The sequence below is a fragment of the Sinorhizobium chiapasense genome (assembly GCF_045277575.1).
GTDB classification, from domain to species: Bacteria; Pseudomonadota; Alphaproteobacteria; order Rhizobiales; family Rhizobiaceae; genus Ensifer; species Ensifer chiapasense_A.
The window spans coordinates 2,882,768-2,909,672 of the sequence record NZ_CP144205.1 but is presented as its reverse complement, the minus strand read 5'-3'; the positions used below and the strand labels follow the sequence as shown (position 1 = coordinate 2,909,672).

The window sequence follows — 26,905 nt, the reverse complement described above, 5'->3', positions numbered from 1 at the left end:
CACACTTTGGCCGAACTCCGTTGCTTTTTCAGGACAATTGGAAAACTGTGCGGCAATCACCCAGTTGACTCGGCGAGATGTATTGCGGGCCCCGATCAAGGGTGGGACAACCGGTATTCGAACAGGACAAATGAAATGAAGAAATTTGTCGTGGCGGGACTGATCGGTCTGACGACCCTTGTGGGTCTGGGCCAGACGGCGAACGCCATGCCGCTTTCAGGGCTGCTGGCCCGAACGACTGAAACCCAGGCCAGTGCGAAGAACCTGCCCGTGGTGAAGGTGCAGTCGGCCGAGACCGCACGGATTGGCCAGCTCGAGGAACAGATCCGCTCGCTCAACGGGCGTATCGAGGAAATGAGCTTCCAGCTTCTGCAGATGCAGGAGCAGATCCGGAAGTTCCAGGAGGACAACGAATTCCGCTTCCAGGACCTGGAAAGCGGCAAGGCCTCCCCGAAGAAGAGCGGCGCGTTGCAGACGCCGAAGACCAGCGATCAGGCGTCCGTCACCCCCGGGGTGACGGATAGCCAGGCGACGGCACCGGCCGGCGGGGGCAATGACATGGCTTCCTCCGGGCTCCCGCCGAGTGGTGGCCAGGGTTCCGGCGGCGCGGCGCCGACCACGCTCGGTCAGATCGTCTTCGACCAGAACGGCAATCCGGTTGCGGCCACGACCGATGCTCAACCCGGCGCGAACGCCACACCTCCGGGCGTGGATGCCGGTGCCGGACTGCCCGCCGACGATGATGGCCTCAACGGCAACCCGGGCAGCCAGCAGACGGCCTCGCTCGACAACCCCGGCGATCTCTACCAGTCGGCTTACGGCCATGTTCTTTCCGGCGACTACAGCACGGCGGAGCAGGAATTCGGCGACTATCTGGCGGCGTTTCCGCAGGGCGACAAGGCGGCCGATGCCAGCTTCTGGCTGGGCGAGGCACAATATTCGCAAGGCAAATACAGCGACGCGGCCAAGACCTTCCTGAACGCGCACCAGGCCCACGGCAAGTCGCCGAAGGCGCCGGAGATGCTGCTGAAGCTCGGGATGTCGCTCGGTGCGCTCGACAACAAGGAAACCGCCTGCGCGACGCTGCGCGAGGTCAACAAGCGCTATCCGAAGGCTTCGCCGGCGGTAAAGGCAAAGGTGACGAGCGAGCAGAGCCGCTTTGGCTGCTGAGGCCCACCCGCCAATGGCCGTTGTCGAAACGGCAAAACAATTTCTTGCCTCCTTCGATAGACCCGCTCGCATCCTCGTGGCCGTTTCCGGCGGGAGTGACTCGAAGGGACTGCTTCTCGCTCTCAAGGTAGCGATCGAGGCAACCAACCCCACAGAATTTTCCCTGACCGCCTGCACGGTCGATCATGCGTTGAGACTGGAATCGGCCGAAGAGGCGCGCGGTGTCGCGGCGTTCTGCGAGAGCCTGGGTGTGCCGCATCTCATCACACGATGGGACGGGCCGAAGCCCGGAACCGGCGTCCAGGCGGCGGCACGCGAGGCGCGCTATGCGTTGCTGGCGGAGGCTGCGCAACGCTTCGAAGCATCCTCGATCGTGACCGGTCACACGCTCGACGATCAGCGAGAGACGATCCTGATGCGCGCACAGCGGGGGGAGGGACCCGGTGCCGCGGGCATGGCGGAGGCCACGCTCTATGACCGTCGCATCTGGGTGCTTAGACCTTTCCTCACGGTCGAACGCAGCGCCATTCGCGCCTTTCTCAAGACCAGGAATGTCGGCTGGTTCGACGATCCGAGCAATACGAACCCACGCTTCGAGCGGGTGCGGGCGCGAGCCTCGTTGGCGTCATCGCCGGCGACCGGTGGCGGCGTCTGGGATGCCCGATCCCGGGCGCGATCGTCGGAAGCTGCCGCCGCCCTGCTCGAGCGGCACGTAAGGGTGCATGCGGGGCTGGTCGCGGAAGTCGCTCCTGCAATGGCCGGACAAGGCCGGGACATCGATTGGCAACGGGCGCTGCTGTCGCTGGCGAGCGTCCTCGGAGGGCGCACACATCTGCCGGCGGCCGGGACTGTCGAGCGGCTGGTGAATGCCCTGGAGAAGGGGACACCGGGCCGGCTGACCGCGGGACGCGTCGTCTTCGACCGGCGCTCGACCGGCCTCTATCTCTATCGGGAGGCGCGCGGCATCGAGGACCTGACCTTGCAGGCAGGGCAAACTGCTATCTGGGACGATCGCTTCCTGATCCGCAACGATGGCGACGGTCCCCTCCTGGTGACGGTGGAAGGCGGTCGCGGACCACAACAACAGAGACTTATTGCCGCAGGCCTGCCACCGGGCGTTGCCGGTCGGGCGTCGCTATCGGCGCCACGTATCGTCCGCGACGACGTCAAAAGTGTCGCACCTGTCACAATCGAGCCGCGGATCGGTCTCTACGACACCTTTTTGCCGGGTTTCGACAGGATCATGGCAGACAGGATCGCCGGATTGTTCGGACGCCAGCCTTACCTGCCGCCACCGGTTCACGGTCTATTGACAGAAATGGAATGGTAGACGGCGGTTTGCCTTGGCAATGCGTCGCCAGAACCCTATGTTAGGGAGCAAGACAGCGACCCGGCGAAATGCGTGGGTCGTGACAGGTTCCGGGGAGTTCGATGAACCCTAATTTTCGTAATCTTGCCCTTTGGGCAATCATAGCGCTTCTGCTGATCGCGTTGTTCAGCATGTTCCAGCAGCCGACGGAGCGCACCGGCTCGCGCGAGATTCCGTTCTCGCAATTCCTCAAGGACGTGGATGCGAGCCGCGTCAAGGAAGTCGTGATCACCGGCCCGAAAGTGATCGGCAGCTATTCCGAAAGCGGCGCTACTTTCCAGACCTATGCGCCATCCGTCGATACGGCGCTGACCGAGCGCCTCGAAGCCAAGGACGTGACGGTCACGGTTCGCCCGGAAACCGACGGCTCGTCCGGCTTCCTGAGCTACATCGGTACGCTCCTGCCGATGCTTCTGATCCTCGGCGTCTGGCTGTTCTTCATGCGCCAGATGCAGGGCGGTTCGCGTGGAGCGATGGGTTTCGGCAAGTCCAAGGCCAAGCTTCTGACGGAAGCGCATGGCCGCGTCACCTTTGACGACGTCGCCGGCGTCGACGAAGCCAAGCAGGACCTCGAGGAAATCGTCGAATTCCTGCGCGATCCGCAGAAGTTCCAGCGCCTTGGCGGCCGCATCCCGCGCGGCGTGCTGCTTGTCGGCCCTCCCGGTACCGGTAAAACGCTGCTTGCACGCTCCGTTGCCGGCGAAGCCAACGTGCCGTTCTTCACCATCTCCGGTTCCGACTTCGTCGAAATGTTCGTCGGCGTTGGCGCCAGCCGAGTGCGCGACATGTTCGAGCAGGCGAAGAAGAATGCGCCCTGCATCATCTTCATCGACGAAATCGACGCCGTCGGCCGCCATCGTGGCGCCGGTCTCGGCGGCGGCAACGACGAGCGCGAACAGACGCTCAACCAGTTGCTGGTCGAGATGGACGGCTTCGAAGCCAATGAGGGCATCATTCTGATCGCGGCGACCAACCGTCCCGACGTTCTCGATCCGGCACTGCTGCGTCCGGGCCGCTTCGACCGTCAGGTCGTCGTGCCAAACCCGGATATCAACGGCCGCGAACGCATCCTCAAGGTGCACGTACGCAACGTGCCGCTGGCGCCGAACGTCGACCTCAAGGTGCTCGCACGCGGTACGCCCGGTTTCTCCGGCGCCGATCTCATGAACCTCGTCAACGAGGCGGCGCTGATGGCTGCCCGCCGCAACAAGCGTCTTGTCACCATGCTCGAATTCGAGGATGCCAAGGACAAGATCATGATGGGTGCGGAGCGTCGCTCCTCGGCCATGACCGAAGCCGAAAAGAAGCTGACGGCCTATCACGAAGCCGGACACGCGATCCTGGCGCTCAACGTTCCCTCGGCCGATCCGCTGCACAAGGCGACGATCATTCCGCGTGGACGGGCGCTTGGCATGGTCATGCAGCTGCCGGAAGGCGACCGCTACTCGATGAGCTACAAGTGGATGGTCTCGCGTCTTGCCATCATGATGGGCGGACGCGTTGCCGAGGAACTGACCTTCGGCAAGGAGAACATCACATCGGGCGCATCGTCGGATATCGAGCAGGCAACGAAGCTTGCCCGTGCGATGGTGACGCAATGGGGCTTCTCCGACCAGCTCGGCCAGGTTTCCTACGGCGAGAACCAGCAGGAAGTCTTCCTTGGCCACTCCGTCGCGCAGCAGAAGAACGTTTCCGAAGCGACCGCTCAGAAGATCGACAACGAGATCCGTCGCCTGATCGACGAGGCCTATGAGACGGCGCGCAGGATCCTGACCGAGAAGAACCACGAATTCGTGGCGCTTGCCGAAGGCCTGCTCGAATACGAGACCTTGACGGGTGACGAGATCAAGGCGCTGATCCGCGGCGAAAAGCCGGCACGCGACCTTGGCGACGACACGCCGCCGCATCGTGGCTCGGCCGTTCCTTCGGCAGGTTCCAAGAAGGAAGGCCCGGCGAGCAACAAGGGCGAAGAATCCGAAGGTGGATTCGAGCCGCAGCCGCAATAGCGCCACGGTCGGCAAATGTATCCGAGCCGCCGCTCCTTAAGTGGAACGGCGGCTTTTCGTTGCCTCTTGACCTCTGGCATTTGGTAACGGGATGTAATGATTTCTGATGTTAGGCTCGCTGCCGCTTGCTGCGCTTTTATGTCAAAGAAGACATGACGTGTTTGCGGTGGCTGCCCTTGAACGGAATGCCGATCGCCAAGCAGACGGCATCCAAGAGCATGAATGAGGTCCGGTCAATGAAACCCAGTCGCGCAAAACGCAGACAGGCGGAGCTGGCCAAGCCGGCCCTGACCCGGCAGAACGATGGAGTTCTTATGAAGCGAAAGTATTTCGGCACCGACGGTATCCGCGGCCAGTCCAACATGTTTCCGATGACACCGGATCTGGCGATGCGGGTCGGCATTGCGGTCGGTACGATCTTTCGCAACGGTGCCCACCGTCACCGGGTGGTGATCGGCAAGGACACCCGTCTCTCGGGCTATATGCTCGAAAACGCGATGGTGGCGGGCTTTACGGCTGCGGGTCTCGACGTCTTCCTGCTCGGGCCGATCCCGACGCCGGGCGTCGCCATGCTCACCCGCTCGTTGCGCGCCGATATCGGCGTGATGATCTCCGCCTCGCACAACCCCTTCCAGGACAACGGCATCAAGCTTTTCGGTCCTGACGGCTACAAGCTTTCCGACGATATCGAAGCGAAGATCGAGGCGCTACTCGACCAGGACCTCTCGGGGCAACTGGCAAAGTCCGAAGACATCGGCCGGGCGAAGCGCGTCGATGGGGACATCTACCGTTATCTGGAACACGCAAAGCGCACGTTGCCGCGCGACGTCACGCTTCAGGGTCTGCGCATCGCCGTCGACTGCGCCAATGGTGCGGCCTACAAGGTGGCGCCGACGGCGCTTTGGGAGCTGGGCGCGGAAGTCGTCACCATCGGGACGGAACCGAACGGCCTCAACATCAATCTCGATTGCGGCTCCACCCATCCTGTGACGCTCTCGAAAAAGGTCCACGAAGTGCGCGCCGACATCGGCATTGCGCTTGATGGCGATGCCGATCGTGTGCTGATCGTCGATGAGAACGGCACGGTGATTGACGGCGACCAGCTGATGGCTGTGATCGCCGACAGCTGGGCCGAAGACGGCATGCTGCGTGGCGACGCCGTTGCCGCGACCGTCATGTCCAATCTTGGCCTCGAGCGCTACCTGAAAGGACGCGGCATCGATCTGCGGCGCACGAAGGTCGGCGACCGTTATGTCGTCGAGCAGATGCGCCAGGACGGCCTGAACGTGGGCGGCGAACAGTCTGGCCACATCGTACTCTCCGATTTCGGCACGACGGGTGATGGTCTCGTCGCCGCGCTGCAGATCCTTGCCGTCGTCAAGCGTCAGGGCAGGGCGGTGAGCGAGGTGTGCCACCGGTTCGAGCCGGTGCCGCAGGTGCTGAAGAATGTCCGTATTTCTGCCGGCAAGCCGCTCGAAGATGCGGCGGTACGCCAGGCGATCGCTGATGCGGAGGCGGAGCTTGCGAAGTCCGGCCGCCTGCTGATCCGGCCCTCCGGCACCGAGCCGCTGATCCGTGTGATGGCGGAAGGCGACGATCGCGGGCAGGTCGAGCGTATTGTCGATGAGCTGGTCAATGTCATCGGCAGCGTCCGCAACGCTGCCTGACGCATTCAGCGACGGATTTCCCTCCAGGGCCGGTGCGATGCATCGGCCTCTTTTTTGTCCTGCTGTCGGCTACCGTCGCCGAAAGCGAAGGCATCTCACGAGGCCATCCAGCACTGGAATTTCAAGCAGAGAGCGTTGCCGGTTTATTTAGCTCTACCTTATGGGGACTCAACGATGGACAGTAATGCACTATAACAACCGTAAGAATAGGCTGCTTTCTTAACAATCTCGGTAAACGTTTGTAGTTAATCGGAACTTAACCTTTCCTCCTCATTATCCATAACCAACATCGGGATTTGGGCACCGGTTTCATGGTGAACCAAGCAACGGAATGTATTGGAGTGGGCCATGAAGAGAATTTTGAGTGGCGTTGTTGCTATTTTGCTCAGCGGCACGGCAGCTTTTGCTGCGGATGTCTACCAACCGCCTATGGAGCCGGTGCCGGAGCAGCCCGTCGAGGTCATCCAGACCAGCGGCTGGTACCTTCGCGGCGACGTCGGTTACGCCTGGAATCATCTGCGCGGCGCAAATTTCTACCAGGGGGGGCCGAGCGGCTCGATCGCGGATTTCGACTCCGCCGATATCGATGATTCCTGGGTGATCGGCGGCGGTGTCGGTTACCAGTTCAACAACTACTTCCGCGCCGACATCACGGCCGACTACTGGGGCAATGGCGACTTTGCCGGCTCGACCAGCGGCGGCTGCGGGACGGTTGCTGGTCCTTGCGTGTCGCGTGACATAAGCTCGGTCTCAGCCTGGAGCCTGATGGCCAACGCCTATGTCGACATCGGCACCTACGGCGCTTTCACCCCCTACGTCGGTGCCGGTATCGGTGCCACGCGCGTGAGCTGGGACGGATTGCGCAACACTAGCTGCAGTGTCGCCGATCCCACGGCATGCGACCCGACGACCAATCATGGCGGCAAGGACAGCTGGCGCTTCACCTACGCCCTCATGGCCGGTACCGCGATCGACCTGACCTGCAACCTGAAGGCCGATATCGGCTATCGCTTCCGCCAGGTCGATGACGGCGACATGTTCGGTTATGCCAATGGTGGTGGTCCGGGCTTCGATGACGGCTTCTACATCCACGAGGCGCGCGCCGGCCTGCGCTACTCCTTCGGCAATACCTGCGAAGTTCCTTACGAGCCGCCGCCGATTGTCTACAAGTAATCGGACGGTATCCGGCAAGCACCAAGGCCACCTGCGGGTGGCCTTTTTCGTTGTCGCCAATCCTAACGAGCATGGTTAACCGTGGGTTAACCAGTCGCTGCAATAGTTAACGCTGAACGAAGCGGCGACGGCATGACTCCATCCCGCACGGATAGCAGTGGTGAAAGGGCATGGGCATGGATTGGCGAAACGGGCTTTGCGGAGCCGCTTTTGGTGCCGGCCTGCTCCTTTCCGGTTCGGCGCTGGCGGCAGACGAAGATCTCCTGAATGCCCCGGAGATCACCATCGAGAAGGAAGCGGCCGGCGCCAGTGCGATTTACCTGCGTGGCGACATCGGCTACGCGCCGTGGCGCGGCGAAGGCGACCCCTATTACCGGACCTTCGATGCGGGAACGCTGACCTATGACAGCGTCTCCTTCGACAATGCCCGTTTTGACAAACCGTTCTCCGGTTCGCTCGGCATCGGCTACCAGTTCACCGATACGTTCCGCGCCGACCTGACGGCCGAATATTTCGAGGGCCGGTTCAGCGGTTCGTCGTCGTCGGCAAGTCCTTGCGCGGGGCAGGGGGCTGGCACGTCCTGTGCGTTATCGACTGGTGCCGACTACTCCGGTCTCGGCCTGATGGCCAACGCCTATGTGGATTTCGGCACGCTTGCGGGTTTCACGCCCTATGTCGGCGGCGGCATCGGCGCGACACGCCTCAACTGGGACAGCGCAATCGAACGCGCCACATGTGTGGCCGGCGGCGGCGCTTGCGTCGGCGCGCCCACTTCGACCTCCTACGAGGGGCGCGACGGCTGGCGATTCACCTACGCGCTGATGGCCGGCGTCTCCTATGATCTCAGCGAACAGCTGAAGCTCGATGTCGGTTATCGCTATTCGCATATCGCCGATGGCGAGATGTTCGGCTTCGGCGCCGAGGCGCTTGTTGGTGCCAGCGGCGACAAAGGCTTCGACGACGGGCTGTCGCGCCACGAGATCCGGGCAGGCTTGCGCTTCTCCTTCTGATCTCCTACTGCATGTCTCCTTAAATCGACCTCGATTTAAGGACAAAGACATGCGGCAAATCGAAGTGCTACGGCGACCTTTGCGCGTCTGATAAGACGCGCGGCGCTGTAGAGGCCGGCGCGGACGGCGGCGCAGGAAAGGCGCCGCCTGCTAACAGTCGATCGGCCGGCCTTGCTCAGGCTTCTCAGATGTTGCCTGCGACGCCATAAATTTTCTCGATTGCGACAAAGGCGCTTGACTTCCGGTCCCGGCCACAATATCGACGACGGCGGGACACCCTTCCCCAACGAAGGGCTATCTATCTGGAAGGATAGCACATGGCAAAGCCTGCACAGCCGGACCTCCGTCCGAACAATGCCCATTTCTCCTCTGGTCCTTGCTCGAAGCGCCCCGGTTGGACGCTCGACGCTCTCTCCGATGCTCCGCTCGGTCGTTCGCACCGCGCCAAGATCGGCAAGACGAAGCTGAAGCAGGCCATCGATCTTACCCGTGACATTCTCGAAGTGCCGGCCGACTACCGCATCGGTATCGTGCCCGCTTCCGATACCGGCGCCGTCGAAATGGCGCTCTGGTCGCTGCTGGGTCAGCGCGGCGTCGATATGGTTGCCTGGGAAAGCTTCGGCGCCGGCTGGGTGACCGATGTGGTCAAGCAGCTGAAGCTTGCCGACGTTCGCAAGTTCGAAGCCGGTTACGGCGAACTGCCCGATCTTTCCAAGGTCGATTTCGACCGCGACGTGGTGTTCACCTGGAACGGCACGACCTCCGGCGTGCGCGTGCCGAACGCCGATTTCATTCCGGCCGACCGCAAGGGCCTGACGATCTGCGACGCGACCTCTGCCGCCTTCGCGCAGAACCTCGACTTCGCCAAGCTCGACGTCGTCACCTTCTCCTGGCAGAAGGTCCTCGGCGGCGAGGGCGCCCATGGCGTCATCATTCTGTCGCCGCGCGCCGTCGAGCGCCTGCTCACCTACGTGCCGGCCTGGCCGCTGCCGAAGATCTTCCGCATGACCTCGGGCGGCAAGCTGATCGAGGGCATCTTCTCCGGCGAGACGATCAACACGCCGTCGATGCTCTGCGTCGAGGACTATATCGACGCGCTGCTCTGGGCTGAGCAGGTGGGCGGGCTCAAGGGCCTGATGGCCCGCGCCGATGCCAATGCGCAGGTGATCTTCGACTTCATCGCCGCCAATGACTGGATCGCCAACCTGGCGGTCAAGGACGAGACCCGCTCCAACACCTCGGTTTGCCTGAAGATCGTCGACAAGGACGTTTTGGCGCTCGATGCCGACGGTCAGGCCGCTTTCGCCAAGGGCGTGGTTGCGCTCCTCGAAAAGGAAGGCGTTGCCTTCGACATCGGCCACTACCGCGATGCACCGTCCGGTCTTCGCATATGGGCCGGCGCCACGATCGAGGCCGCCGACATGAAAGCGCTGATGCCGTGGCTTACTTGGGCCTTCGAGACCCAGAAGGCAACGCTGGCGCAGGCCGCGGCCTGATTGGAGCGGGGTGAGGAAAATGAACTTCGCCCGCATCTCACACTGATTTGAGTGATCCGCTTCGCTCCCCAAGGGAGCGAAGCTTGGCTAACCGCATCCCATTCAGACCTGATCTTTAAGGAGGCCTCTCATGGCACCTCGCGTTCTCGTATCCGACGAACTGTCGGAAACCGCCGTCCAGATCTTCCGCGACCGCGGCGTCGAAGTCGATTTCCAGCCGAAGCTCGGCAAGGACAAGGACAAGCTCGCCGAAATCATCGGCAACTACGACGGTCTTGCGATCCGCTCGGCCACCAAGGCAACGGAAAAGCTGATCGCGGCTGCGACCAACCTCAAGGTCATCGGCCGCGCCGGCATCGGCGTTGATAACGTCGATATCCCGGCCGCCTCGCGCCGCGGTATCATCGTCATGAACACGCCCTTCGGCAACTCTATCACAACGGCCGAACACGCGATCGCGCTGCTCTTTGCCGTTGCCCGCCAGCTTCCGGCTGCCGATACCTCGACCCAGGCCGGCAAGTGGGAGAAGTCGCGCTTCATGGGTGTCGAAATCACCGGCAAGACGCTCGGCGTCATCGGCGCCGGCAATATCGGCTCGATCGTCTGCTCGCGCGCCATCGGCCTGAAGATGCATGTTCTCGCCTACGACCCGTTCCTCTCCAAGGAGCGTGCCGAGGAAATGGGCGTCACCAAGGTCGAGCTCGATGAGTTGCTCGCCCAGGCCGATTTCATCACGCTGCACGTGCCGCTGACGGACAAGACGCGCAACATCCTGAGCGCCGAAGCGCTCGCCAAGACGAAGCCCGGCGTGCGCATCGTCAACTGCGCTCGCGGCGGTCTGGTCGACGAGAAGGCGCTTGCCGAAGCGATCAAGTCGGGTCACGTCGCCGGCGCCGGCTTCGACGTCTTCGAGGTCGAACCTGCGACGGAAAGCCCGCTCTTCGGCCTGCCGAACGTCGTCTGCACGCCGCATCTCGGCGCTTCGACCACGGAAGCGCAGGAGAATGTCGCCCTGCAGGTGGCCGAGCAGATGTCGGACTACCTGGTCAAGGGGGCCGTCTCCAACGCCATCAACATGCCGTCGATCACCGCCGAAGAAGCGCCGATCCTGAAGCCGTTCATCCGGCTTGCCGACGTTCTCGGCGCCTTCGTCGGCCAGGTCACCGAAAGCGCGATCAAGGAAATCGAGATCCTCTATGACGGCTCGACCGCCGGCATGAACACCAAGGCGCTGACGAGCGCGGTGCTCGCCGGCCTGATCCGGCCGCAGGTCGCCGACGTCAACATGGTTTCGGCGCCGGTCATGATCAAGGAAAAGGGCATCATCCTCTCCGAGGTCAAGCGCGACAAGACCGGCGTCTTCGACGGCTACATCAAGCTGACGGTGACGACGGCGAACCAGACGCGCTCGGTCGCCGGCACCGTCTTCTCCGACGGCAAGCCGCGCTTCATCCAGATCAAGGGCATCAACCTCGACGCGGATGTCGGCAACCACATGGTCTACATCACCAACACCGACGTTCCTGGCATGATCGGCTTCATCGGCATGACGCTCGGCGATGCCGGCGTCAACATCGCCAACTTCCAGCTCGGCCGCGAGAAGGAAGGCGGCGACGCGATCGCTCTGCTCTATGTCGACGCTGCCGTTTCCGAGACCGTGCTTGACAAGCTGCGCGCCAACAAGGCAATTCGCCAGGCAAAGCCGCTGGTCTTCAACATCGATTGAAGCCGGCACAGGAAGTGGCAGCAAGATCTGCCGCTTCGCCGACCCGATCACGGGATACATCGAGGACGCACCGGGTGACCGCCGGTGCGTTTTCCTGTTTCGAAGGCATGTGACGAGCAATGACCGACATGACGTTCCGCTGGCGCGAGGCAAGCCTGCCCGACCTCGCCTCCGTATCGGAGATCCAGCTTGTGGTTCACCAGGCGTTCCCCGAGGATGACGCTGTGCTTGCCGATCGCATCGCCTTGAGCCCCACCGGTTGCTTCATGCTGGACGCGGACGGGCAGTCGCGGGGTTACGTGTTGAGCCATCCCTGGCTCAGAGGCGCGCCACCGTCGCTGAATACCATGCTTGGCGAAATTCCTGCCGCCGCCGACACCTGGTACATCCACGATCTAGCCCTTCTGCCCGAGATGCGCGGCTCCGGGGCCGGAGGCGGAGTCCTTCCTGTCCTGGAGGATGTCGCCAGAACAGAAGGGTTCCGGTCGATGTCGCTCGTCTCTGTCAACGGGTCCCGCGGCTTTTGGGAAAGACAGGGGTTTGAAGTGCGCATGGACGAGCGGCTGGCGCTGAAGCTCGCAAGCTATGGCGAGGAAGCGATCTATATGGAGCGGCTTCTCGCCTGATAAATGAAAATGCCTTGGCCCCAAGGAGAATACCTGGCGGCGACAGAACATCCTCTGCTGACCAAGGCCTAGACCACTCTCAAGTTCCAGCGAATGCATCGCGCGACCTGTGCCCAGCAGGTGCAGGGGCTCGTCAGTGCGGGCGACCCCTCTCGGCAATGGCGATGCCGCCAAGCACCAGCAGGAGAGCGACAAGATGGAAAAGGCGGAGGGTCTCGCCGATCAGCAGCACGGAAAGAAGCGTTCCGAAAACGGGAATCGCATTGATGAAGAGGCCCGCCCGATTGGCGCCGATCATCTCGACGCCGCGGACGTAGAGCACCTGTGACATCAGCGACGGGAAGATCGCGGCATAGAGAACGATGATCCAGCCGGTGGTATCCGTCACGATCGCCGTGCCGCTGCCAATTTCCCAGAAGAGCAGCGGCAGGGCGCTGATGAGTGCGCCGAACGCAGGCGCGGCAATGAAGCTCTGCCAGTGCATGATCGGCTTGTAGCGCAGTGCCACGGTGTAACCGGCATAGACCACGCAGGCGACGATCATCAGCGCGTCGCCGAAATTGAACTCGAGCGTCAACAGGCTTGAAATGTCGCCATGGGCTGCCGTCACCAACACGCCGATCAGGGTAACGCTGAAGCCGATCACCTGGGCGATCGACGCCTTCGTGCGGAACAGCATGAAATTGAACAGGAAGATCAGCATCGGAATGCCGGCCTGAAGGATGACAGCGTTGATGGCGCTCGTATATTTCAGCGCCGAATAGAGCAGCGCGTTGAAGGTGGTGAAGCCGATCGCGCCATATGCGAGCAGTTGCAGCCAGTGCTTACGGATCTTGTCCCAGTCGCGGCGGATCTGCGGCGTCATCAGCACCAGGATGACCACCAGCGCAAAGACCCAGCGCAGGGTCGTCAGCATCATCGGGCTCACGTGCCCGACCGCCATCTTGCCGGCGACGGAATTGCCGCCCCAGAAGAGTGCGGTGACGCAGAGATACAAATAGGCTCTGGAATTCACGATGTTCGGACCTGTGCGGGGATGGGCGACCTGTTGCCGGGATGGCGGGAGAGACGAAGATATAGGCGCTAAATCCCGCCCTTGTCATGCAAAAAGGGCGGAACGCCCGATATAACGGGGTCGCTTTCCGGATGACAACACAGTATAGATGCGCGGGTTTGAGAACAGCGCAGCCTCGTTTGCGCGCCTGCACAGGAAGAGAATTATGACGAATGTCGTAGTGGTCGGCTCCCAATGGGGTGACGAAGGCAAAGGCAAGATTGTGGATTGGCTCTCCGAACGCGCGGATATCGTCGTGCGCTTTCAGGGCGGTCACAATGCCGGCCATACCCTGGTGATCGACGGCGTCAGCTACAAGCTGTCGCTCCTGCCTTCCGGCGTTGTCCGCCCCGGCAAGCTTGCCGTCATCGGCAACGGCGTCGTCATCGACCCGCATGCGCTGATTGCCGAAATCGACAAGCTCAGCAAGCAGGGCATTGCGATCACGCCGGACAATCTGCGCATCGCCGACAACGCCACGCTGATCTTGTCGCTGCACCGCGAGCTCGACGGCATCCGCGAAGATGCAGCCTCCAACAGCGGCACCAAGATCGGCACGACGCGCCGCGGCATCGGCCCGGCCTATGAAGACAAGGTCGGCCGTCGCGCGATCCGTGTGATGGACCTCGCCGACCTCGATACGCTGCCGGCAAAGGTCGACCGCCTGTTGACGCACCACAACGCGCTGCGCCGCGGCCTCGGTGAGGCGGAAATCAGCCACGAGGCGATCATGCAGGAGCTTTCCTCTGTCGCCGCCAAGGTGCTGCCATTCATGGACACCGTCTGGGTCCTGCTCGACAAGGCCCGCCGCAAGGGCGCGCGCATCCTGTTCGAAGGCGCGCAGGGCACGCTGCTCGATATCGACCACGGCACCTATCCGTTCGTCACCTCGTCGAACACCGTTGCCGGCCAGGCCGCGGCAGGCTCGGGCATGGGCCCGGGTTCGCTCGGCTACATCCTCGGCATCACCAAGGCCTACACGACGCGCGTCGGCGAAGGCCCGTTCCCGACCGAGCTCACCGATGAAATCGGTCAGTTCCTCGGCGAAAAGGGGCATGAGTTCGGCACGGTGACGGGTCGCAAGCGTCGCTGCGGCTGGTTCGACGCGGCACTGGTGCGCCAGTCGGTTGCCGCCAATGGCATCACCGGTATCGCGCTCACCAAGCTCGACGTGCTCGATGGTCTCGATGAGCTGAAGATCTGCGTCGGCTATACTCTGGATGGACAGCAGATCGACCACCTGCCGGCAAGCCAGGCGCAGCAAGCTTCGGCAAAGCCAGTCTATATTACACTCGAAGGCTGGAAGGAATCGACGGTCGGCGCACGCAGCTGGGCAGATCTTCCGGCGCAAGCGATCAAATACGTTCGTCAGGTCGAAGAACTGATCGGTGCGCCGGTCGCTCTTCTTTCGACCAGCCCCGAACGGGACGACACAATACTTGTGACGGACCCCTTTGAGGACTAGTGTCGGCGAAATGACATTGCGTCGCGATCGCAAAGACATACCTGGGCGTATGAGAAAGTACTAATGGCGGATTTTGTTGCAGTTATTCGCAGGACCGTTGACGGCCTGTCGGAAAACACACCCGAAATGCGGGACAGGGTATACGAGAAGGCGCGCGCGGCCGTGCGCCGCCAGCTCGAAAACATGAACCCGCGTCCGTCGGACGACATGATCAATCGCCAGTTGGCGAAACTCGAAAACGCGATCGCCGAGGTCGACAGCGAATATGCCGAAGCCTTGCCTTCTCTCGAAGAGGCGGAGGTGGCGGAGGATGCGTCCGAAGCCGTAGCCGTCGAGCAGCCGGTCGAAGAGGTCGTTCCCGAGCCTGAAGCGCAGCCCGAACCGGCTGGCAAAAGCGAGCCGGCCGCGGTCGCCGAGGAGGCGGCACCGGAAGCGGAAAGCGCTGCCGAATATGGTGCTGCGGTTCATGAGGAACCGGCGCAGTATGCCGACCATCCCGCCGAAGCGGCGGAAGTAGCCGCGGCAGAGCCGGCTGCGGAAGAACCGGTCGTCGAAACGACGGATGCTCCGGTCGACGAGCCGAGCGCCCCCGTCGTCGAAGAGCCGCAGGCAGATGCCCCGGTTTACGAGGCCGCGGAGTATGCGGCACCGGCTCCGGACGAAACGCACGATGTGACTGCCCCCCCTCCGTCGGTGGACGAGGAATCCCGCTCGGTCGAAGAGCCGGCATGGGATGCTCCGGCGGTGGCCGCCGAAGAAAAGCCCGCCGCCTCGGAGTGGGATCTGCCGGAATGGGAGACCGCCGCTCCAATCGCGACGTCTGCTCCTGCGGACCAGCAGGTCGAGGAGGACGAGCAGGCCCATAGGCCCGAGCTTCTCGGCATGCATCCTGTGGAAGAACTGCAGCAGGATGTGCCGGCGGAGACGCCGAGGGCAGAAGCCGAGCCCCCCAAGGCCGATACCGCGCGCAACTGGTCGTTCGACGATAATGATCCCTTCGCGGCATTCGAGGAACGGCGAACCGAAAAGAGCGCGGAGCCCGAGATTGCCGATTGGTCCTGGCCGATCGAGAAGGCTGGACAGGCGGCCACGACCGATACCGCCCAGAGCCAGCAAGATCGCGCCGGCACGGCCTGGGACCACATCGATGACCTGCTCGGTTTCGAAGGTGCCGCGACCGCAGCGACGGCATCGACGGCTGCGCGCGAGCCGGAACGTGGCGCCGAGGGACCGGCGCCCGCGGCATCGCGACCGGCATCTTACCGGGCTACACCGAAACCGTCGCGCTTCAGCATCAAGCGCCTTGCCATCGCTGCAATCATTCTGCTGGCGCTTGGCGGTGGCGGCTTCGCCTACTGGCAGAACCGGGAAGCGGGCAACGCCTGGCTTTCGAGGATCGTGGCGTCGGTCACTTCGGCCGTTTCAAACATCGGAGGATCGCCGGCAGAAGAGAGCGCTCCGCCGGCAGACGGCCAGGGAGAAACGACGCAGCAGCAGCCGGCACAGCACGACGACACGGCGGTCCCGGACAACAGCTCGACGAAATTCACCCAGCGCCTTCTTAATGACGGCTCCGAAGTCGACAATGGACCCGCCACCGCGACCGGTGAGGCCACCGGCCAGGAAGGCAAGTCCGTGGCGCAGCAGACCGAGGCGAGCAAGCCTTTGGAAACGGTCAGCGCCCAGGGCGGAACGGCGGGTCAAGCGGGCACACCGCCTGCCGGACAGCAGACTGGTGGACAGCCGACGACACCGGAGATTGCGATCGCCAATGGCGAGAAGATGTTCCTCTACGAAGAGCGTCTCGGCCAGTCTTCGCCGACGGCCATTCCGGGAACCGTCGCGTGGTCGGTGAAGGAAGAATCGCCCGGCGGTGACGCCAAGCCCGAACCGGCCGTCCAGGCACAGATCACCATTCCGGACCGGGGCCTCACCGCGTTGATGACGATCAAACGCAACGCCGACGAGTCGTTGCCGGCAAGTCATGTCATTGAATTCGTCTTCTCGCTGCCGCAGAACTTTGAAGGCGGCGCGATCGACAGCGTGCAGCGCGTTTCGATGAAACGTACGGAACAGGATCGGGGGGACGCGTTGATCGCTGTCCCGGCCAAGATCACCGACGACTTCCATATGATCGCGCTCAACGATTCCAAGGATGCGATCGGCAACAACACCGAACTGCTGCGCAGCCGTAGCTGGATCGACATTCCGCTGACCTACAGGAACGGGCGGCGCGCACTGTTGACGCTGGAGAAGGGACCGAGCGGAACGGACGCCTTCAACCAGGCGCTACGCGCCTGGGCGGCAGCGCCGGCTACCGACGCGGCGACCAACAGCCAGTAAGCCCCGAGACCCGACAGGACAAAGAAAAACCCGGCAGGAGCGATCCGCCGGGTTTTTCATTTAGCTCATGTCGCTGCCGTGCCACCGTAAGGGGACGGCGAGGGGCGTTATGCGGCGCCTTCGACGACCCGCAAGGCGTTGGCGCGCTCGAGAGCGGCCTTGCGCACGGCGTCCTGGACCTTCTCGAAGGCACGCACCTCGATCTGCCGCACGCGCTCACGGCTGATGTCGAACTCGGCCGAAAGATCCTCGAGCGTCAGCGGCTCTTCGGTCAGGCGGCGCGCCTCGAAAATGCGGCGTTCGCGGTCGTTCAGCACCTTCATCGCATTGGCGAGCAGCGCCCTGCGGCTTTCAAGCTCGTCCTGCTCGATCAGGATTTCTTCCTGGTTGTCGTGGTCGTCGACAAGCCAATCCTGCCACTGGCCGGAATCGCCCTCGCTCGCCTTGATCGGCGCGTTGAGCGACGCGTCACCGGAAAGCCGGCGGTTCATCGAAACCACTTCGTCCTCGCTCACCTTGAGCGTGGTGGCGATTTCCTTGACCTGTTCGGGCTTCAGGTCGCCTTCATCCAGCGCCTGGATCTTGCCCTTGAGGCGACGCAGGTTAAAGAACAGCCGCTTCTGGTTGGCGGTCGTACCCATTTTCACAAGTGACCACGAGCGCAGGATATATTCCTGGATCGCCGCCTTGATCCACCACATCGCGTAGGTCGCGAGGCGGAAGCCGCGATCGGGCTCAAACTTCTTGACCGCCTGCATCAGGCCGACATTGCCTTCGGATACGACTTCGCCGATCGGCAGGCCGTAGCCGCGATAGCCCATCGCGATCTTGGCGACAAGGCGAAGGTGACTGGTGACCAGCTTGTGCGCCGCGTTGCGGTCGTCATGTTCCTGGTACCGCTTGGCGAGCATGTACTCTTCCTGCGGTTCCAGCATCGGAAATTTGCGGATTTCGTCGAGATAACGATTGAGGCCACCTTCACCAGCGGCAATGGTCGGCAAATTGTTTCGGGCCATAGAAGCACCCCCCTTTAATCGTCTCCGGCTTCCGGTCGGCAAGCCGGGCATGTGGGTCTTCGTCAAGACCCCACGAGCCTAGAAAATAAGTACGGCGAAAGCATGATTCAAGGACTCCGGTTTCACCAATCTGTGACGCCGGGTGACAGGAATGTCACGAACAGAGACTAACCCTTAGATTGGAATCCTGACAGCAGAATTCAAGGGGCGCGATCACACTTCGCCGCGCAAGGCCTCGATCAGTTGCTCCATGTCGCCCGGGACAGGCGCTTCGAAATGCATGGTTTTGCCGGTCGCTGGGTGTTCGAACTGCAGCATGAAGGCGTGCAGGGCCTGGCGGTGGAATTGATTGACGACGGCTTTGGCCGCATCCGGCAGCAAATTCGCCTTGGTACGGAAGGCGGCGCCGTATTCCGGGTCACCGATCAGCGGGTGGCCGATATGGGCCATGTGCACGCGGATCTGGTGCGTGCGTCCCGTTTCGAGGTGGCATTCCACGGTTGACGCCAGGCAGGTGCCATCCGGCTTTTCGAGATAGCGCTCGACGACCTCATAGTGGGTGATCGCTTCGCGGGCGTCGTCGCTGTCTTCGCGCTTGACCGCGCGTTTGGTTCGGTCACCGGCGCGCCCGAGCGGCGCGTCGATCGTACCCTTCAACTGCCGCGGGCGCCCCCAGACGACAGCGCGATAGGCGCGCTCGAGCGGACCGGTGCGGCCATGGTCGGCAAACTGCTCCGAGAGATGGCGGTGCGCAGCATCGTTCTTGGCGACGACCATGACGCCGCTCGTCTCCTTGTCGAGGCGATGGACGATGCCCGGGCGCTTGACGCCACCGATCCCCGACAGGCTGCTGCCGCAATGGTGGATCAGCGCGTTGACCAGCGTGCCGGTCCAGTTGCCGGCGCCGGGATGCACGACGAGGCCGGCGGGCTTGCAAAGCACGATCAGGTCATCGTCCTCGTAGAGCACGTCGAGCGGGATGTCTTCGCCCTTCGGTTCCGGATCTTCCGGCTCGGGCAGATCGATCTCGAAGACGTCGCCGGGATGCACCTTCTTCTTCGCTTCCGTCACCGGCCTGCCGTTGATCGACACCGCGCCCTGCTCGATCAGGCTCTTGATCCGGTTGCGGGAGAATTCACCCGAAAGTGCGTCAGTGAGGAAGGAATCAAGGCGCCCCGCGGCATCCTCGCCTGCGGTCAGGACTTTCCTATTGGCCGTCGCTTGTTTAAAGGGGTCGTTCATTCCGTTCCAAATCCGAAAAAAAAGGCCAGCCATGACCGCAATCGAGCCCGACGACCAGGAAGACAAGCCGCTAGATCCGGCCATGGAAAATGTCCGCCGCAAGATGGTGAAGCTTCAGCTCGTCTCGGCCGGCGTCATGTTGGTCATGCTTATGGCCGTCCTTGGGACGATTGTCTACAAGCTGACACGCACGGACGCGAAGGCGCCGCTTCAGGCCGCCGCTGCCGTCGTTCCGAGCGAAGCGCCGGTCAATGCGGTCGCAGCCCTTCCCGCCGGTTTCACGGTGACGAACGTGGCGCTCTCCGGCTCCCAGGTGCTCTTCTACGGCAACCTGCCGGGGGCGGAGCCGCGCGCCATCGTGTTCGACATCGGCGCCGGCCGCATCGTTGCCGACGTCACCGTCAGGACGAACTGACGACATGTGGAGTGCCCTTCCGCCCGTCCAGCGCATCGATGACCCCGCCGATCCCCGGATTGCCGGCTTCATCTCGATCAAGGAGCGCGATCTGACGGGGCGGCAGGGTCGCTTCATCGCCGAAGGCACGGTGGTGCTGCGCATGCTGGCGGCGGCGCACGAAGCCGGGCGTGGCTTTGTCGCCGAGGCGATCCTGCTGCTCGAAAACCGGCTTTCCGGCGTTCAGTATATTCTCGCGCGGTTCCCGCCGTCGGTACCGGTCTATGTGGCGGACGCGCAGGTGTTCGATGCAATCGCCGGCTTCAACATGCACCGGGGCGTGCTTGCGCTCGGTCGCCGCGACGGTGAGCCCGGCCGCGATGCTCTGATCGCGTCGCTGCCCGCGTCGAGCCTCGTTCTGGCGGCCTGCGGCATCTCCAACCACGACAACATGGGCGCGCTCTTCCGTAACGCCGCGGCCTTCGGGGTCGATGCGGTGCTGATGGATGAGACGTGCTGCGACCCGATGTACCGCAAGGCGATCCGGGTCTCAGTCGGCTCGGTGCTGACGGTGCCTTTTGCGCGCGAAGGTTCGGTCGCCACCATGCTGGAGCGGCTGCAGCAGGCGGGCTTTGCGATCTGGGGGCTCTCGCCCGCCGGTGACACCGAGCTTGGCGCGATCCAGCCGGCGGCGCGCACGGCGCTTCTCATGGGAACCGAAGGGGAGGGGTTGCCGCAATCGGTGCTGGCCTCTGTGCGCACGGCGCGCATCCGCCAGCGCCCCGGCCTCGACAGCCTCAATGTCTCCACCGCCGCGGGCATTGCCCTGCATCAGGTGGCACTGATTAACGGCCGGATCTGACACGCCCGTTCACAGGCTTACCATGACTGCAAGTGGATCGATCCCGTGACCGGGCGACCGGCGCGTGCGCCGACGGCGTCAACGGTCCGCCCATTCAATGGGACTCTATTCGCGCGGGAGTATGTCCTTCGCCCGCTTCGCCAAACTCTCGCGCTTGGCCGTGCCTTGCTCCTGCTCGTCGCCTGCCAACAGGTTGAGGATGGGCGAGGAAGGGCCTTCGTTCGTCGCCGTCAGCGCGACCATGCCGGCGGCAATTGCCGCAACCTCGTCGCGCAGAGCGTCGTCGTGGGCGGCGGATTTCGAATTGGTGAGGCGTTCCGAAAGCGCGGTGGCGCGATTGCGCAGATCATCGGCGGCGGCAGAGCCCAGCATCTCGCCTGCGGGCTGATCGGACTGGGACACGGAACCATTGGCGGCCCGTTCGGCGGCCGGACGGCGATCCTTTCTCAGCGGGAAGGCGATGCCGGCGGCGCGCAGGGCCTTGGCCGCATCGCGCATTTCCTGGTTGGTATCCTTCACCTTGGCCTTCAGCCGTTCGATTTCCCCTGCGCGCCGTTCGAGCGCACTCTCGCGGTCGGCGCTGGTCGCCATCTCGCGCGCAAGCTTGTCTTCCAGCCGGTGTAGCCGCGTTTCGTCGCGCGAGAGACGCAGTTCCATTTCCTTGGCATGGGTCGTCTCGGCCTTGAGATCGCCGCGCAGGGCCTCGCGCTCATCGCGCAGCGTGGCGATCCGGCTTTTCAGATGCTCGACCTCGGTTTCGCGCGCGGCCAGACTGATCTTGAGATTGTCGATCTCGGCGGCATGCTGAGCGAGCTGGATGCCGAGCTTCTGGATCTCGTCGGACTTTCCGGCGTTGTCGCGCTCGACGCTGTCGAGCGTTGCCTTCATCCGTTCCAGGCGCTGTTCGAACTGTCGGATGGCGGAGCGCATGTCGGCCGCTTCGACGTTCATGTCGGCCAGCTGCGCATGCAGGTCAGCATTCTCGCCGCTGAGGCGCCGCGCCTCTTGCAAACTCTTCTCGTTGGCCAGCATCAGCGACACGCCCTTGTCGCGCTCGCGCTTCAGGGCCTGCTGCGTGCGCGCGTTTTCAGCGGCGTAGGCCGCGCGGGCGGCGTCCTTCTGTGCGCGCACCTCCTGCGGGCTGAGCGGCATGGTGGCCTTCAGTCGATCTTCGGCAAAGCGCACGATGCGGCGGTGGATCGCCGGAGCGACCAGCAGGCCGATGATGATCGCCGTCAGAAAGCCCAGGGCAAAGAGAAGCGCGAATTGGATCACGAGCTGGCCGTTTCAAATCTGTATCGGAACCGCAGCGCCTGCCGGGCCTCGCGGTCCGGCAGGCGCTGCGTATTTCGCTTCCTTGCACTAAACATGACGTTTCGCGCGCTGCAAGTGTCTGGCGCGGGATTTTGCCCGCGCTGACCCGGCTACAGCGCCGCGCGTCTATCGAGACGCGCTAAGGTCGCTGTCGCACCTTAGATCTGCTGCATAACTTTGTCCTTAAATCGATGCCGATTTAAGGGAAATGCAGTAGGGCCTCAGAAGGGGTTCCAGGTGGGAGTTTGCGTCATCTTGAGGTAGCCGACATTGATGCCGAGCCGCGCGCCGATGCCGGTGCGGATCGGAACGACGACAATCTGCTCGTCGGTCAGAACCGTCATGCCGACGCCGGCGACGACATAGGCCGAACCGGAGACGCCGCCGAAGCGCTTGTAGAGTGCTGGAACGCTCGGCAGATTGTAGACGAGCATCATGGCGCGGCTGCCTTGACCGCCCCAGTCGATGCCGAGTGAGGGGCCTTGCCAGAAGACGCTGTGCTGGCCGGCGTTCTTGGTATTGAGCTCGCCTTCGCCATAGGTGAGGCCGGCGATGAATGCGCCCGAGCCTTCCTGCCCGAGAATGTAACCGTTCGGCAGGCCGTAGCGCTCAAAGGCGCGCTCGACGACTTTCGCCAAGCCGCCTGACGTTTCGCCGAAGAAGCCGTGACCGGCATCGACGATTTCCTGCATCGTATATTGGCTGTTGTTCGCAGATTGCGCATGCGCCGTCGTTTGGGCAGCAGCGACCAGGAACACCGTGGCCAGGAATACGCGGCAGGCCTGCTTGGCTGCCTTCATGATCTGATGCATCGTTTCCTCCGTCAGGCGCGAAAGTTGCTCGCTTGCGGGTTTGCAATGGCCGCCAGTCAGATCACTGCGCGGCCAGTGAAGGGTCTGGACCATTTCCATGCAATTTGAACCGATGGTCTTAACAATCGGTTTACCAAATGTGGTGTCATTATGATCCACTGATGAACGGCTGCGCCGGGCAGCCCATGGCTTGCGTCTTTTCGCATGAGGCTTTACCGGCGTCACGATGGCGCGTGCCCGCCAAGGGCGGGCCGGCGGAACCAACAAGGATACATGATGGCAACGAATCCGAACCTGACATTGACGGGACCCGATCTGGCCGCGCTTCTGTGCAGCCGGGTTTGCCATGACATCATCTCGCCGGTCGGCGCCATCAACAACGGCCTGGAACTCCTGGACGAGGGCGGCGCCGACGCCGATGCGATGGATCTGATCCGGACCAGCGCGCTCAACGCATCGGTTCGCCTGAAGTTCGCCCGTCTCGCTTTCGGCGCATCCGGTTCGGTCGGAGCCTCGATCGACACCGGCGAAGCGGAGAAGGCCGCCAAGGATTTTGCGGCTGCCGAGAAGAAGACCGAGGTCAACTGGCACGGCCCGCGCGCAATCATCGCCAAGAACCGGGTCAAGCTGCTCCTGAACCTGTTCCTCATCGCCTACGGCGCGATCCCGCGCGGCGGTTCGATCGACGTGACGCTGGAGAACCCGGAATTCGACGCCGTCTTCACCCTGGTCGCAAAAGGCCGCATGATGCGCGTGCCGCCGAAGCTGACGGAACTGCTGTCCGGCACGCCGGAAGAAGCCGTCGACGCGCATTCGATCCAGCCCTACTACACCGTGCTCCTCGGCGAGGAAGCGGGCATGACGATCGAGGTTGCATCGACCGGTGAGGAGATCATCTTCACCACGCGCGTTGCAGCCTGAGGTTTCATTTTCCGACGGCAATCGTTCCATATTCCGACGTGCAAACACGGGCGATCCCATGCTCCGGCGCGGGATCGCCGCTGCGCGTTCCGTTTCTCGCACTATGCGTCCGTTTCTGGAAACTTTAATCTTTTCAGATGGTTGATGTAGCGAAGAAAGGCAAAGTTAAGCAAACTCCGTAACGAATTCTTTCCCAAATTTGTATAGAGTTGTTTCAAGCCTGCGAGTACGCGTATAGGTAAGTTGCGAAGGGAGTTGGACATGCGGCGCTTGATGATTGCCGACGGCTCGGATGTCGTTCGGAAGGTTGGGAAACGTATCCTGTCCGGCATGGGCTTCATGGTCTACGAAGCGTCGAACAGCCTCGAGGCGCTCGTCCGCTGCGAGGCAGAGCTCCCGAACATCCTGATCATCGATGCCGGCTTGGAAGGCGCGCTCGAACTCATCGGCAACATCCGGCGGCTTCCGAACGGCCCGTCGGTCCGGATCTATTATTGCGTCGTCGAGGCGGATCTGAAGAAGATGATGGCCGGCAAGCGGGCCGGCGCCGACGACTTCCTGCTGAAGCCTTTCGACCGCAAGATCCTGACGAGTGTTTTCGCCAGCCAGTCGATGGCAGCCTGAATCCGTCCCGCTCACAAGTAGCCTATGAGATGAAGCCGTGGTCCGCGCCGCGGCTTTTTCGTGTTTGCCGCCGGCCGTCGTTCTCCATACGTCCCGATCCGGGCTTCGATGCTGCTGACGGCGACGGCGTGCGGCGTGGCTACGGCGCATCGCGATTTCCAGGACCGCTGCGCGCTTTTGTGCGGTCTGCCCCTAGAAACAACAAAACCCGCTCGCAGCGGGTTTTGTGAACTTCCGGGCCCGCATCATGCGGGGATCGTGCAGGCCCTTTACGGGTATCAGGCAGTTTCGGCGTATTCAGCACCATCCGGCTCGCGCAGCACGTAGCCGCGGCCCCAGACGGTTTCGATGTAGTTGGCGCCGCCGGCGGCGTTTGCGAGCTTCTTGCGCAGCTTGCAGATGAAGACGTCGATGATCTTCAGTTCCGGCTCGTCCATGCCGCCGTAGAGGTGGTTCAGGAACATTTCCTTGGTCAGCGTCGTGCCCTTGCGCAGCGAAAGCAGCTCGAGCATCTGGTATTCCTTGCCGGTCAGGTGGACGCGCTGTCCGCCGACTTCGACCGTCTTGGCATCGAGGTTGACGATCAGCTCGCCCGTGGAAATGACCGACTGGGCGTGACCCTTGGAGCGGCGGACGATGGCGTGAATACGGGCGACCAGCTCATCCTTGTGGAAGGGCTTGGTCATGTAGTCGTCGGCGCCGAAGCCCAGGCCGCGGACCTTGTCCTCGATACCGGCCATGCCCGAGAGAATCAGGATCGGGGTCTTCACCTTGGAAAGACGCAGCGTTCTCAAGACTTCATAGCCGGACATATCCGGCAGGTTGAGGTCGAGAAGGATGATGTCATAGTCATAAAGTTTGCCGAGATCGACGCCTTCTTCACCGAGGTCGGTGGTGTAGACATTGAAACTCTCGGACTTGAGCATCAGCTCAATGCTCTGAGCCGTTGCGCTATCGTCTTCGATTAGTAGAACCCGCATATTCTTCCCCTTTTCCGCCGCCCAAGGTCGTCGTGGCACCCTTACGCGATACGGATCCAGTCGTTGCCTGATTTGGAGGCTGCCACCAAATGGTTAACAAATTCTGATTCCCTCTGGCAAGGTGTATCGAGATTGTTAAATATTTTTAGCAGTCTCCTGATTTCAAACGTGAATCCAGAACGGCCAATCTCGTGTAAAACATGAAGAAATGCCGCTATCTGACTCTTCCGACTCGTTAATGCCGGGGCGGTCACATTTCGTGCCTCAGCATTTACGGAGCCTTAAATCATCACGCCTATGATTAACGATGCCCGTAAACGAAAGGTTACCAGCGGTAGGCTTTTGTTAATATCGCTGAAGATTTTTCGTTACCGGCCCCGTTCGGGCCGGTTTGCGGGCAAATCAGTAACCGGGGTCTCGTTATCCACGGGAGTATTGCGTATGAAAGCACGTGAGAGCCTTGTCCGCCTGAAGGAGTTTCAGGTCCGCGAGAAGCAGCGTCAGCTGAACCAGCTTCAGATGATGATGGCTGAGTTCGAGCGGATGACCAAGGATCTGGAAAATCAGATTATTTTCGAGGAAAAGAAGTCGGGTATCTCCGATCCCCAGCACTTCGCCTATCCCACCTTCGCCAAGGCCGCACGTCAGAGAGCCGACAATCTTCAGGTTTCCATTCGCGAACTGAAGGCGCAGCAGGATGCTGCCGAGCTCGCGCTCGAAGAAGTGCAGGCTGAATACGCGAAGGCGGCGGCCCTCGAAGAGCGGGACACATCGACCCGCCTGCGGGCATAAGCTGCGGCTCTTGCGCCTCGATCGGGCGCAGCCAAGCCGCAAGGCCTTGATCTAACGGACGATTTGACCCCAGGTCGGTTCCGGTCCGGGGGATTCCGTGCGCCGGTCAGGCAGGTAACCCGTTTCGGGGCAGATCTTTCCAGCCTTGTCGGATCATGCCTTTGGCATGACCCGATCCGGCACGATCGTGACAAGACGAAAAGACCCGCCCAACGCTTTGGCATTCGGGCGGGTCTTCTCATTTTGAGATCAGGATGGGCTGCCGGCTCTTAGATCACGATGATTTTGGGTCGGGTCGACCCAAAATCATCGTGATCGATTCTCATAAGTTAGAGCGGGATGCGGGCGGAAAACCGCACACACTTTTCCTCATCCCGCTCTGGCGGTGTCTCATGCCTGGATGACATCCTGCCATTCCGGGTGCCGCATGGCCTGCGCCTTCATGAAGGGGCAGAGCGGGATGATCTTCCAGCCACCCTTGCGCGCTTCGTCGATCGCGTGTTTGGCAAGCGCCTGGCCGACACCCTTGCCGCGCAGAGCATCCGGAACGAGGGTGTGATCGACGATGATCAATTGCGGCGAGGTGCGCGAATAGGTCATTTCCCCGGTATGCCCGTCGACAACGGTCGAGTAGCGGCCGTGCGATCCAGTTTCCTCGTGTACGATTTCCATGACAGACTTCCTTGGTGAACCGGTTTCCTTGTGCGGAAGCTAACGCAGAAATCCGGAAATCGGAATCCGTCAATCCACTACCGCCGATACACACACTGTTCGCGAAACGGCACCAGTCCGGCTTTCGCCTACTGCATGTCTCCTTAAATCGACCTCGATTTAAGGACGAAG

At 62.2% G+C, this 26,905-nt stretch carries 23 protein-coding genes; 16 read left to right on the top strand and 7 right to left on the bottom strand.

Annotated features, from left to right (window positions below; genetic code table 11):
• Nucleotides 1-135 precede the first annotated feature (135 nt).
• The 9 genes from ybgF (at nucleotide 136) to QM996_RS14095 (ending at nucleotide 12,243) form a co-directional block, all read left to right on the top strand.
• A complete protein-coding gene (ybgF, locus tag QM996_RS14135) occupies nucleotides 136-1,170 on the top strand; it encodes a tol-pal system YbgF family protein (RefSeq protein ID WP_500268017.1) in 1,035 nt (344 codons plus the stop codon).
• Between the two features lie 13 nt (nucleotides 1,171-1,183).
• Nucleotides 1,184-2,500, top strand: coding sequence for a tRNA lysidine(34) synthetase (tilS, locus tag QM996_RS14130; RefSeq protein WP_500268016.1), 1,317 nt, complete (start codon nucleotides 1,184-1,186; stop codon nucleotides 2,498-2,500).
• A 101-nt stretch (nucleotides 2,501-2,601) separates the two neighbouring features.
• Nucleotides 2,602-4,545: an ATP-dependent zinc metalloprotease FtsH gene (ftsH, locus tag QM996_RS14125; protein ID WP_173520458.1), complete on the top strand. Its 1,944-nt coding sequence runs from the start codon at nucleotides 2,602-2,604 to the stop codon at nucleotides 4,543-4,545.
• Nucleotides 4,546-4,859: 314 nt separating this feature from the next.
• The gene (gene glmM, locus QM996_RS14120; protein WP_500270316.1) at nucleotides 4,860-6,212 is read left to right on the top strand and encodes a phosphoglucosamine mutase; all 1,353 of its coding nucleotides are present in this window, start codon (nucleotides 4,860-4,862) and stop codon (nucleotides 6,210-6,212) included.
• 348 nt (nucleotides 6,213-6,560) lie between these two features.
• Complete coding sequence (locus QM996_RS14115) at nucleotides 6,561-7,385, top strand: outer membrane protein (protein ID WP_500268015.1); 825 nt, start codon at nucleotides 6,561-6,563, stop codon at nucleotides 7,383-7,385.
• Between the two features lie 176 nt (nucleotides 7,386-7,561).
• A complete protein-coding gene (locus QM996_RS14110; protein ID WP_500268014.1) occupies nucleotides 7,562-8,395 on the top strand; it encodes an outer membrane protein in 834 nt (277 codons plus the stop codon).
• Nucleotides 8,396-8,712: 317 nt separating this feature from the next.
• Nucleotides 8,713-9,891 carry a phosphoserine transaminase gene (locus tag QM996_RS14105; protein WP_500268013.1) on the top strand — a complete coding sequence of 393 codons (1,179 nt, stop codon included), beginning with the start codon at nucleotides 8,713-8,715 and terminating at the stop codon, nucleotides 9,889-9,891.
• Nucleotides 9,892-10,021: 130 nt separating this feature from the next.
• Nucleotides 10,022-11,617 (top strand): Rossmann-fold NAD(P)-binding domain-containing protein, encoded by a 1,596-nt coding sequence (serA, locus tag QM996_RS14100; protein WP_500268012.1) that lies wholly within the window; start codon nucleotides 10,022-10,024, stop codon nucleotides 11,615-11,617.
• Nucleotides 11,618-11,736: 119 nt separating this feature from the next.
• Complete coding sequence (locus QM996_RS14095) at nucleotides 11,737-12,243, top strand: GNAT family N-acetyltransferase (RefSeq protein WP_500268011.1); 507 nt, start codon at nucleotides 11,737-11,739, stop codon at nucleotides 12,241-12,243.
• Nucleotides 12,244-12,376: 133 nt separating this feature from the next.
• Here the strand turns inward: QM996_RS14095 and QM996_RS14090 are convergent, their stop codons facing one another.
• A complete protein-coding gene (locus tag QM996_RS14090) occupies nucleotides 12,377-13,258 on the bottom strand; it encodes a DMT family transporter (protein WP_500268010.1) in 882 nt (293 codons plus the stop codon).
• A gap of 205 nt (nucleotides 13,259-13,463) precedes the next feature.
• On the opposite strand from QM996_RS14090, the gene QM996_RS14085 reads away from it, so the two are divergent.
• Together QM996_RS14085 and QM996_RS14080 are read left to right on the top strand one after the other, a co-directional pair.
• Nucleotides 13,464-14,762: an adenylosuccinate synthase gene (locus tag QM996_RS14085; protein WP_173520466.1), complete on the top strand. Its 1,299-nt coding sequence runs from the start codon at nucleotides 13,464-13,466 to the stop codon at nucleotides 14,760-14,762.
• A 63-nt stretch (nucleotides 14,763-14,825) separates the two neighbouring features.
• Entirely contained in the window at nucleotides 14,826-17,105 is a 2,280-nt protein-coding gene (locus tag QM996_RS14080; protein WP_500268009.1) for a hypothetical protein, read from the top strand.
• Nucleotides 17,106-17,212: 107 nt separating this feature from the next.
• Here QM996_RS14080 and rpoH read toward each other — a convergent pair whose 3' ends face one another.
• Nucleotides 17,213-18,121: an RNA polymerase sigma factor RpoH gene (gene rpoH, locus QM996_RS14075; RefSeq protein WP_429813470.1), complete on the bottom strand. Its 909-nt coding sequence runs from the start codon at nucleotides 18,119-18,121 to the stop codon at nucleotides 17,213-17,215.
• Nucleotides 18,122-18,334: 213 nt separating this feature from the next.
• Nucleotides 18,335-19,363 carry an RluA family pseudouridine synthase gene (locus tag QM996_RS14070; protein ID WP_500268008.1) on the bottom strand — a complete coding sequence of 343 codons (1,029 nt, stop codon included), beginning with the start codon at nucleotides 19,361-19,363 and terminating at the stop codon, nucleotides 18,335-18,337.
• Nucleotides 19,364-19,394: 31 nt separating this feature from the next.
• Here QM996_RS14070 and QM996_RS14065 point away from each other — a divergent pair, with 31 nt between their 5' ends.
• On the top strand, nucleotides 19,395-19,778 hold the full coding sequence (locus tag QM996_RS14065; RefSeq protein ID WP_500268007.1) for a hypothetical protein: 384 nt from the start codon (nucleotides 19,395-19,397) through the stop codon (nucleotides 19,776-19,778).
• 4 nt (nucleotides 19,779-19,782) lie between these two features.
• Nucleotides 19,783-20,619, top strand: coding sequence for a TrmH family RNA methyltransferase (locus QM996_RS14060; protein WP_500268006.1), 837 nt, complete (start codon nucleotides 19,783-19,785; stop codon nucleotides 20,617-20,619).
• A 105-nt stretch (nucleotides 20,620-20,724) separates the two neighbouring features.
• Here the strand turns inward: QM996_RS14060 and QM996_RS14055 are convergent, their stop codons facing one another.
• Both QM996_RS14055 and QM996_RS14050 read right to left on the bottom strand, forming a co-directional pair.
• Complete coding sequence (locus QM996_RS14055) at nucleotides 20,725-21,894, bottom strand: coiled-coil domain-containing protein (protein WP_500268005.1); 1,170 nt, start codon at nucleotides 21,892-21,894, stop codon at nucleotides 20,725-20,727.
• Nucleotides 21,895-22,154: 260 nt separating this feature from the next.
• A complete protein-coding gene (locus QM996_RS14050; protein ID WP_429813485.1) occupies nucleotides 22,155-22,745 on the bottom strand; it encodes a DUF1134 domain-containing protein in 591 nt (196 codons plus the stop codon).
• A gap of 276 nt (nucleotides 22,746-23,021) precedes the next feature.
• Between QM996_RS14050 and chpT the strand changes: the two genes are divergently transcribed.
• Nucleotides 23,022-23,666 (top strand): histidine phosphotransferase ChpT, encoded by a 645-nt coding sequence (gene chpT / locus QM996_RS14045; protein ID WP_173520474.1) that lies wholly within the window; start codon nucleotides 23,022-23,024, stop codon nucleotides 23,664-23,666.
• Between the two features lie 261 nt (nucleotides 23,667-23,927).
• Entirely contained in the window at nucleotides 23,928-24,290 is a 363-nt protein-coding gene (locus tag QM996_RS14040) for a response regulator (RefSeq protein WP_034806707.1), read from the top strand.
• 278 nt (nucleotides 24,291-24,568) lie between these two features.
• Here the strand turns inward: QM996_RS14040 and ctrA are convergent, their stop codons facing one another.
• Nucleotides 24,569-25,270, bottom strand: a complete 702-nt coding sequence (gene ctrA, locus QM996_RS14035; protein WP_025424706.1) for a response regulator transcription factor CtrA — start codon at nucleotides 25,268-25,270, stop codon at nucleotides 24,569-24,571.
• Nucleotides 25,271-25,711: 441 nt separating this feature from the next.
• On the opposite strand from ctrA, the gene QM996_RS14030 reads away from it, so the two are divergent.
• Nucleotides 25,712-26,062: a flagellin family protein gene (locus QM996_RS14030; RefSeq protein WP_057254717.1), complete on the top strand. Its 351-nt coding sequence runs from the start codon at nucleotides 25,712-25,714 to the stop codon at nucleotides 26,060-26,062.
• Nucleotides 26,063-26,452: 390 nt separating this feature from the next.
• Here the strand turns inward: QM996_RS14030 and QM996_RS14025 are convergent, their stop codons facing one another.
• Complete coding sequence (locus QM996_RS14025) at nucleotides 26,453-26,734, bottom strand: GNAT family N-acetyltransferase (RefSeq protein WP_500268004.1); 282 nt, start codon at nucleotides 26,732-26,734, stop codon at nucleotides 26,453-26,455.
• Nucleotides 26,735-26,905: the final 171 nt, after the last annotated feature.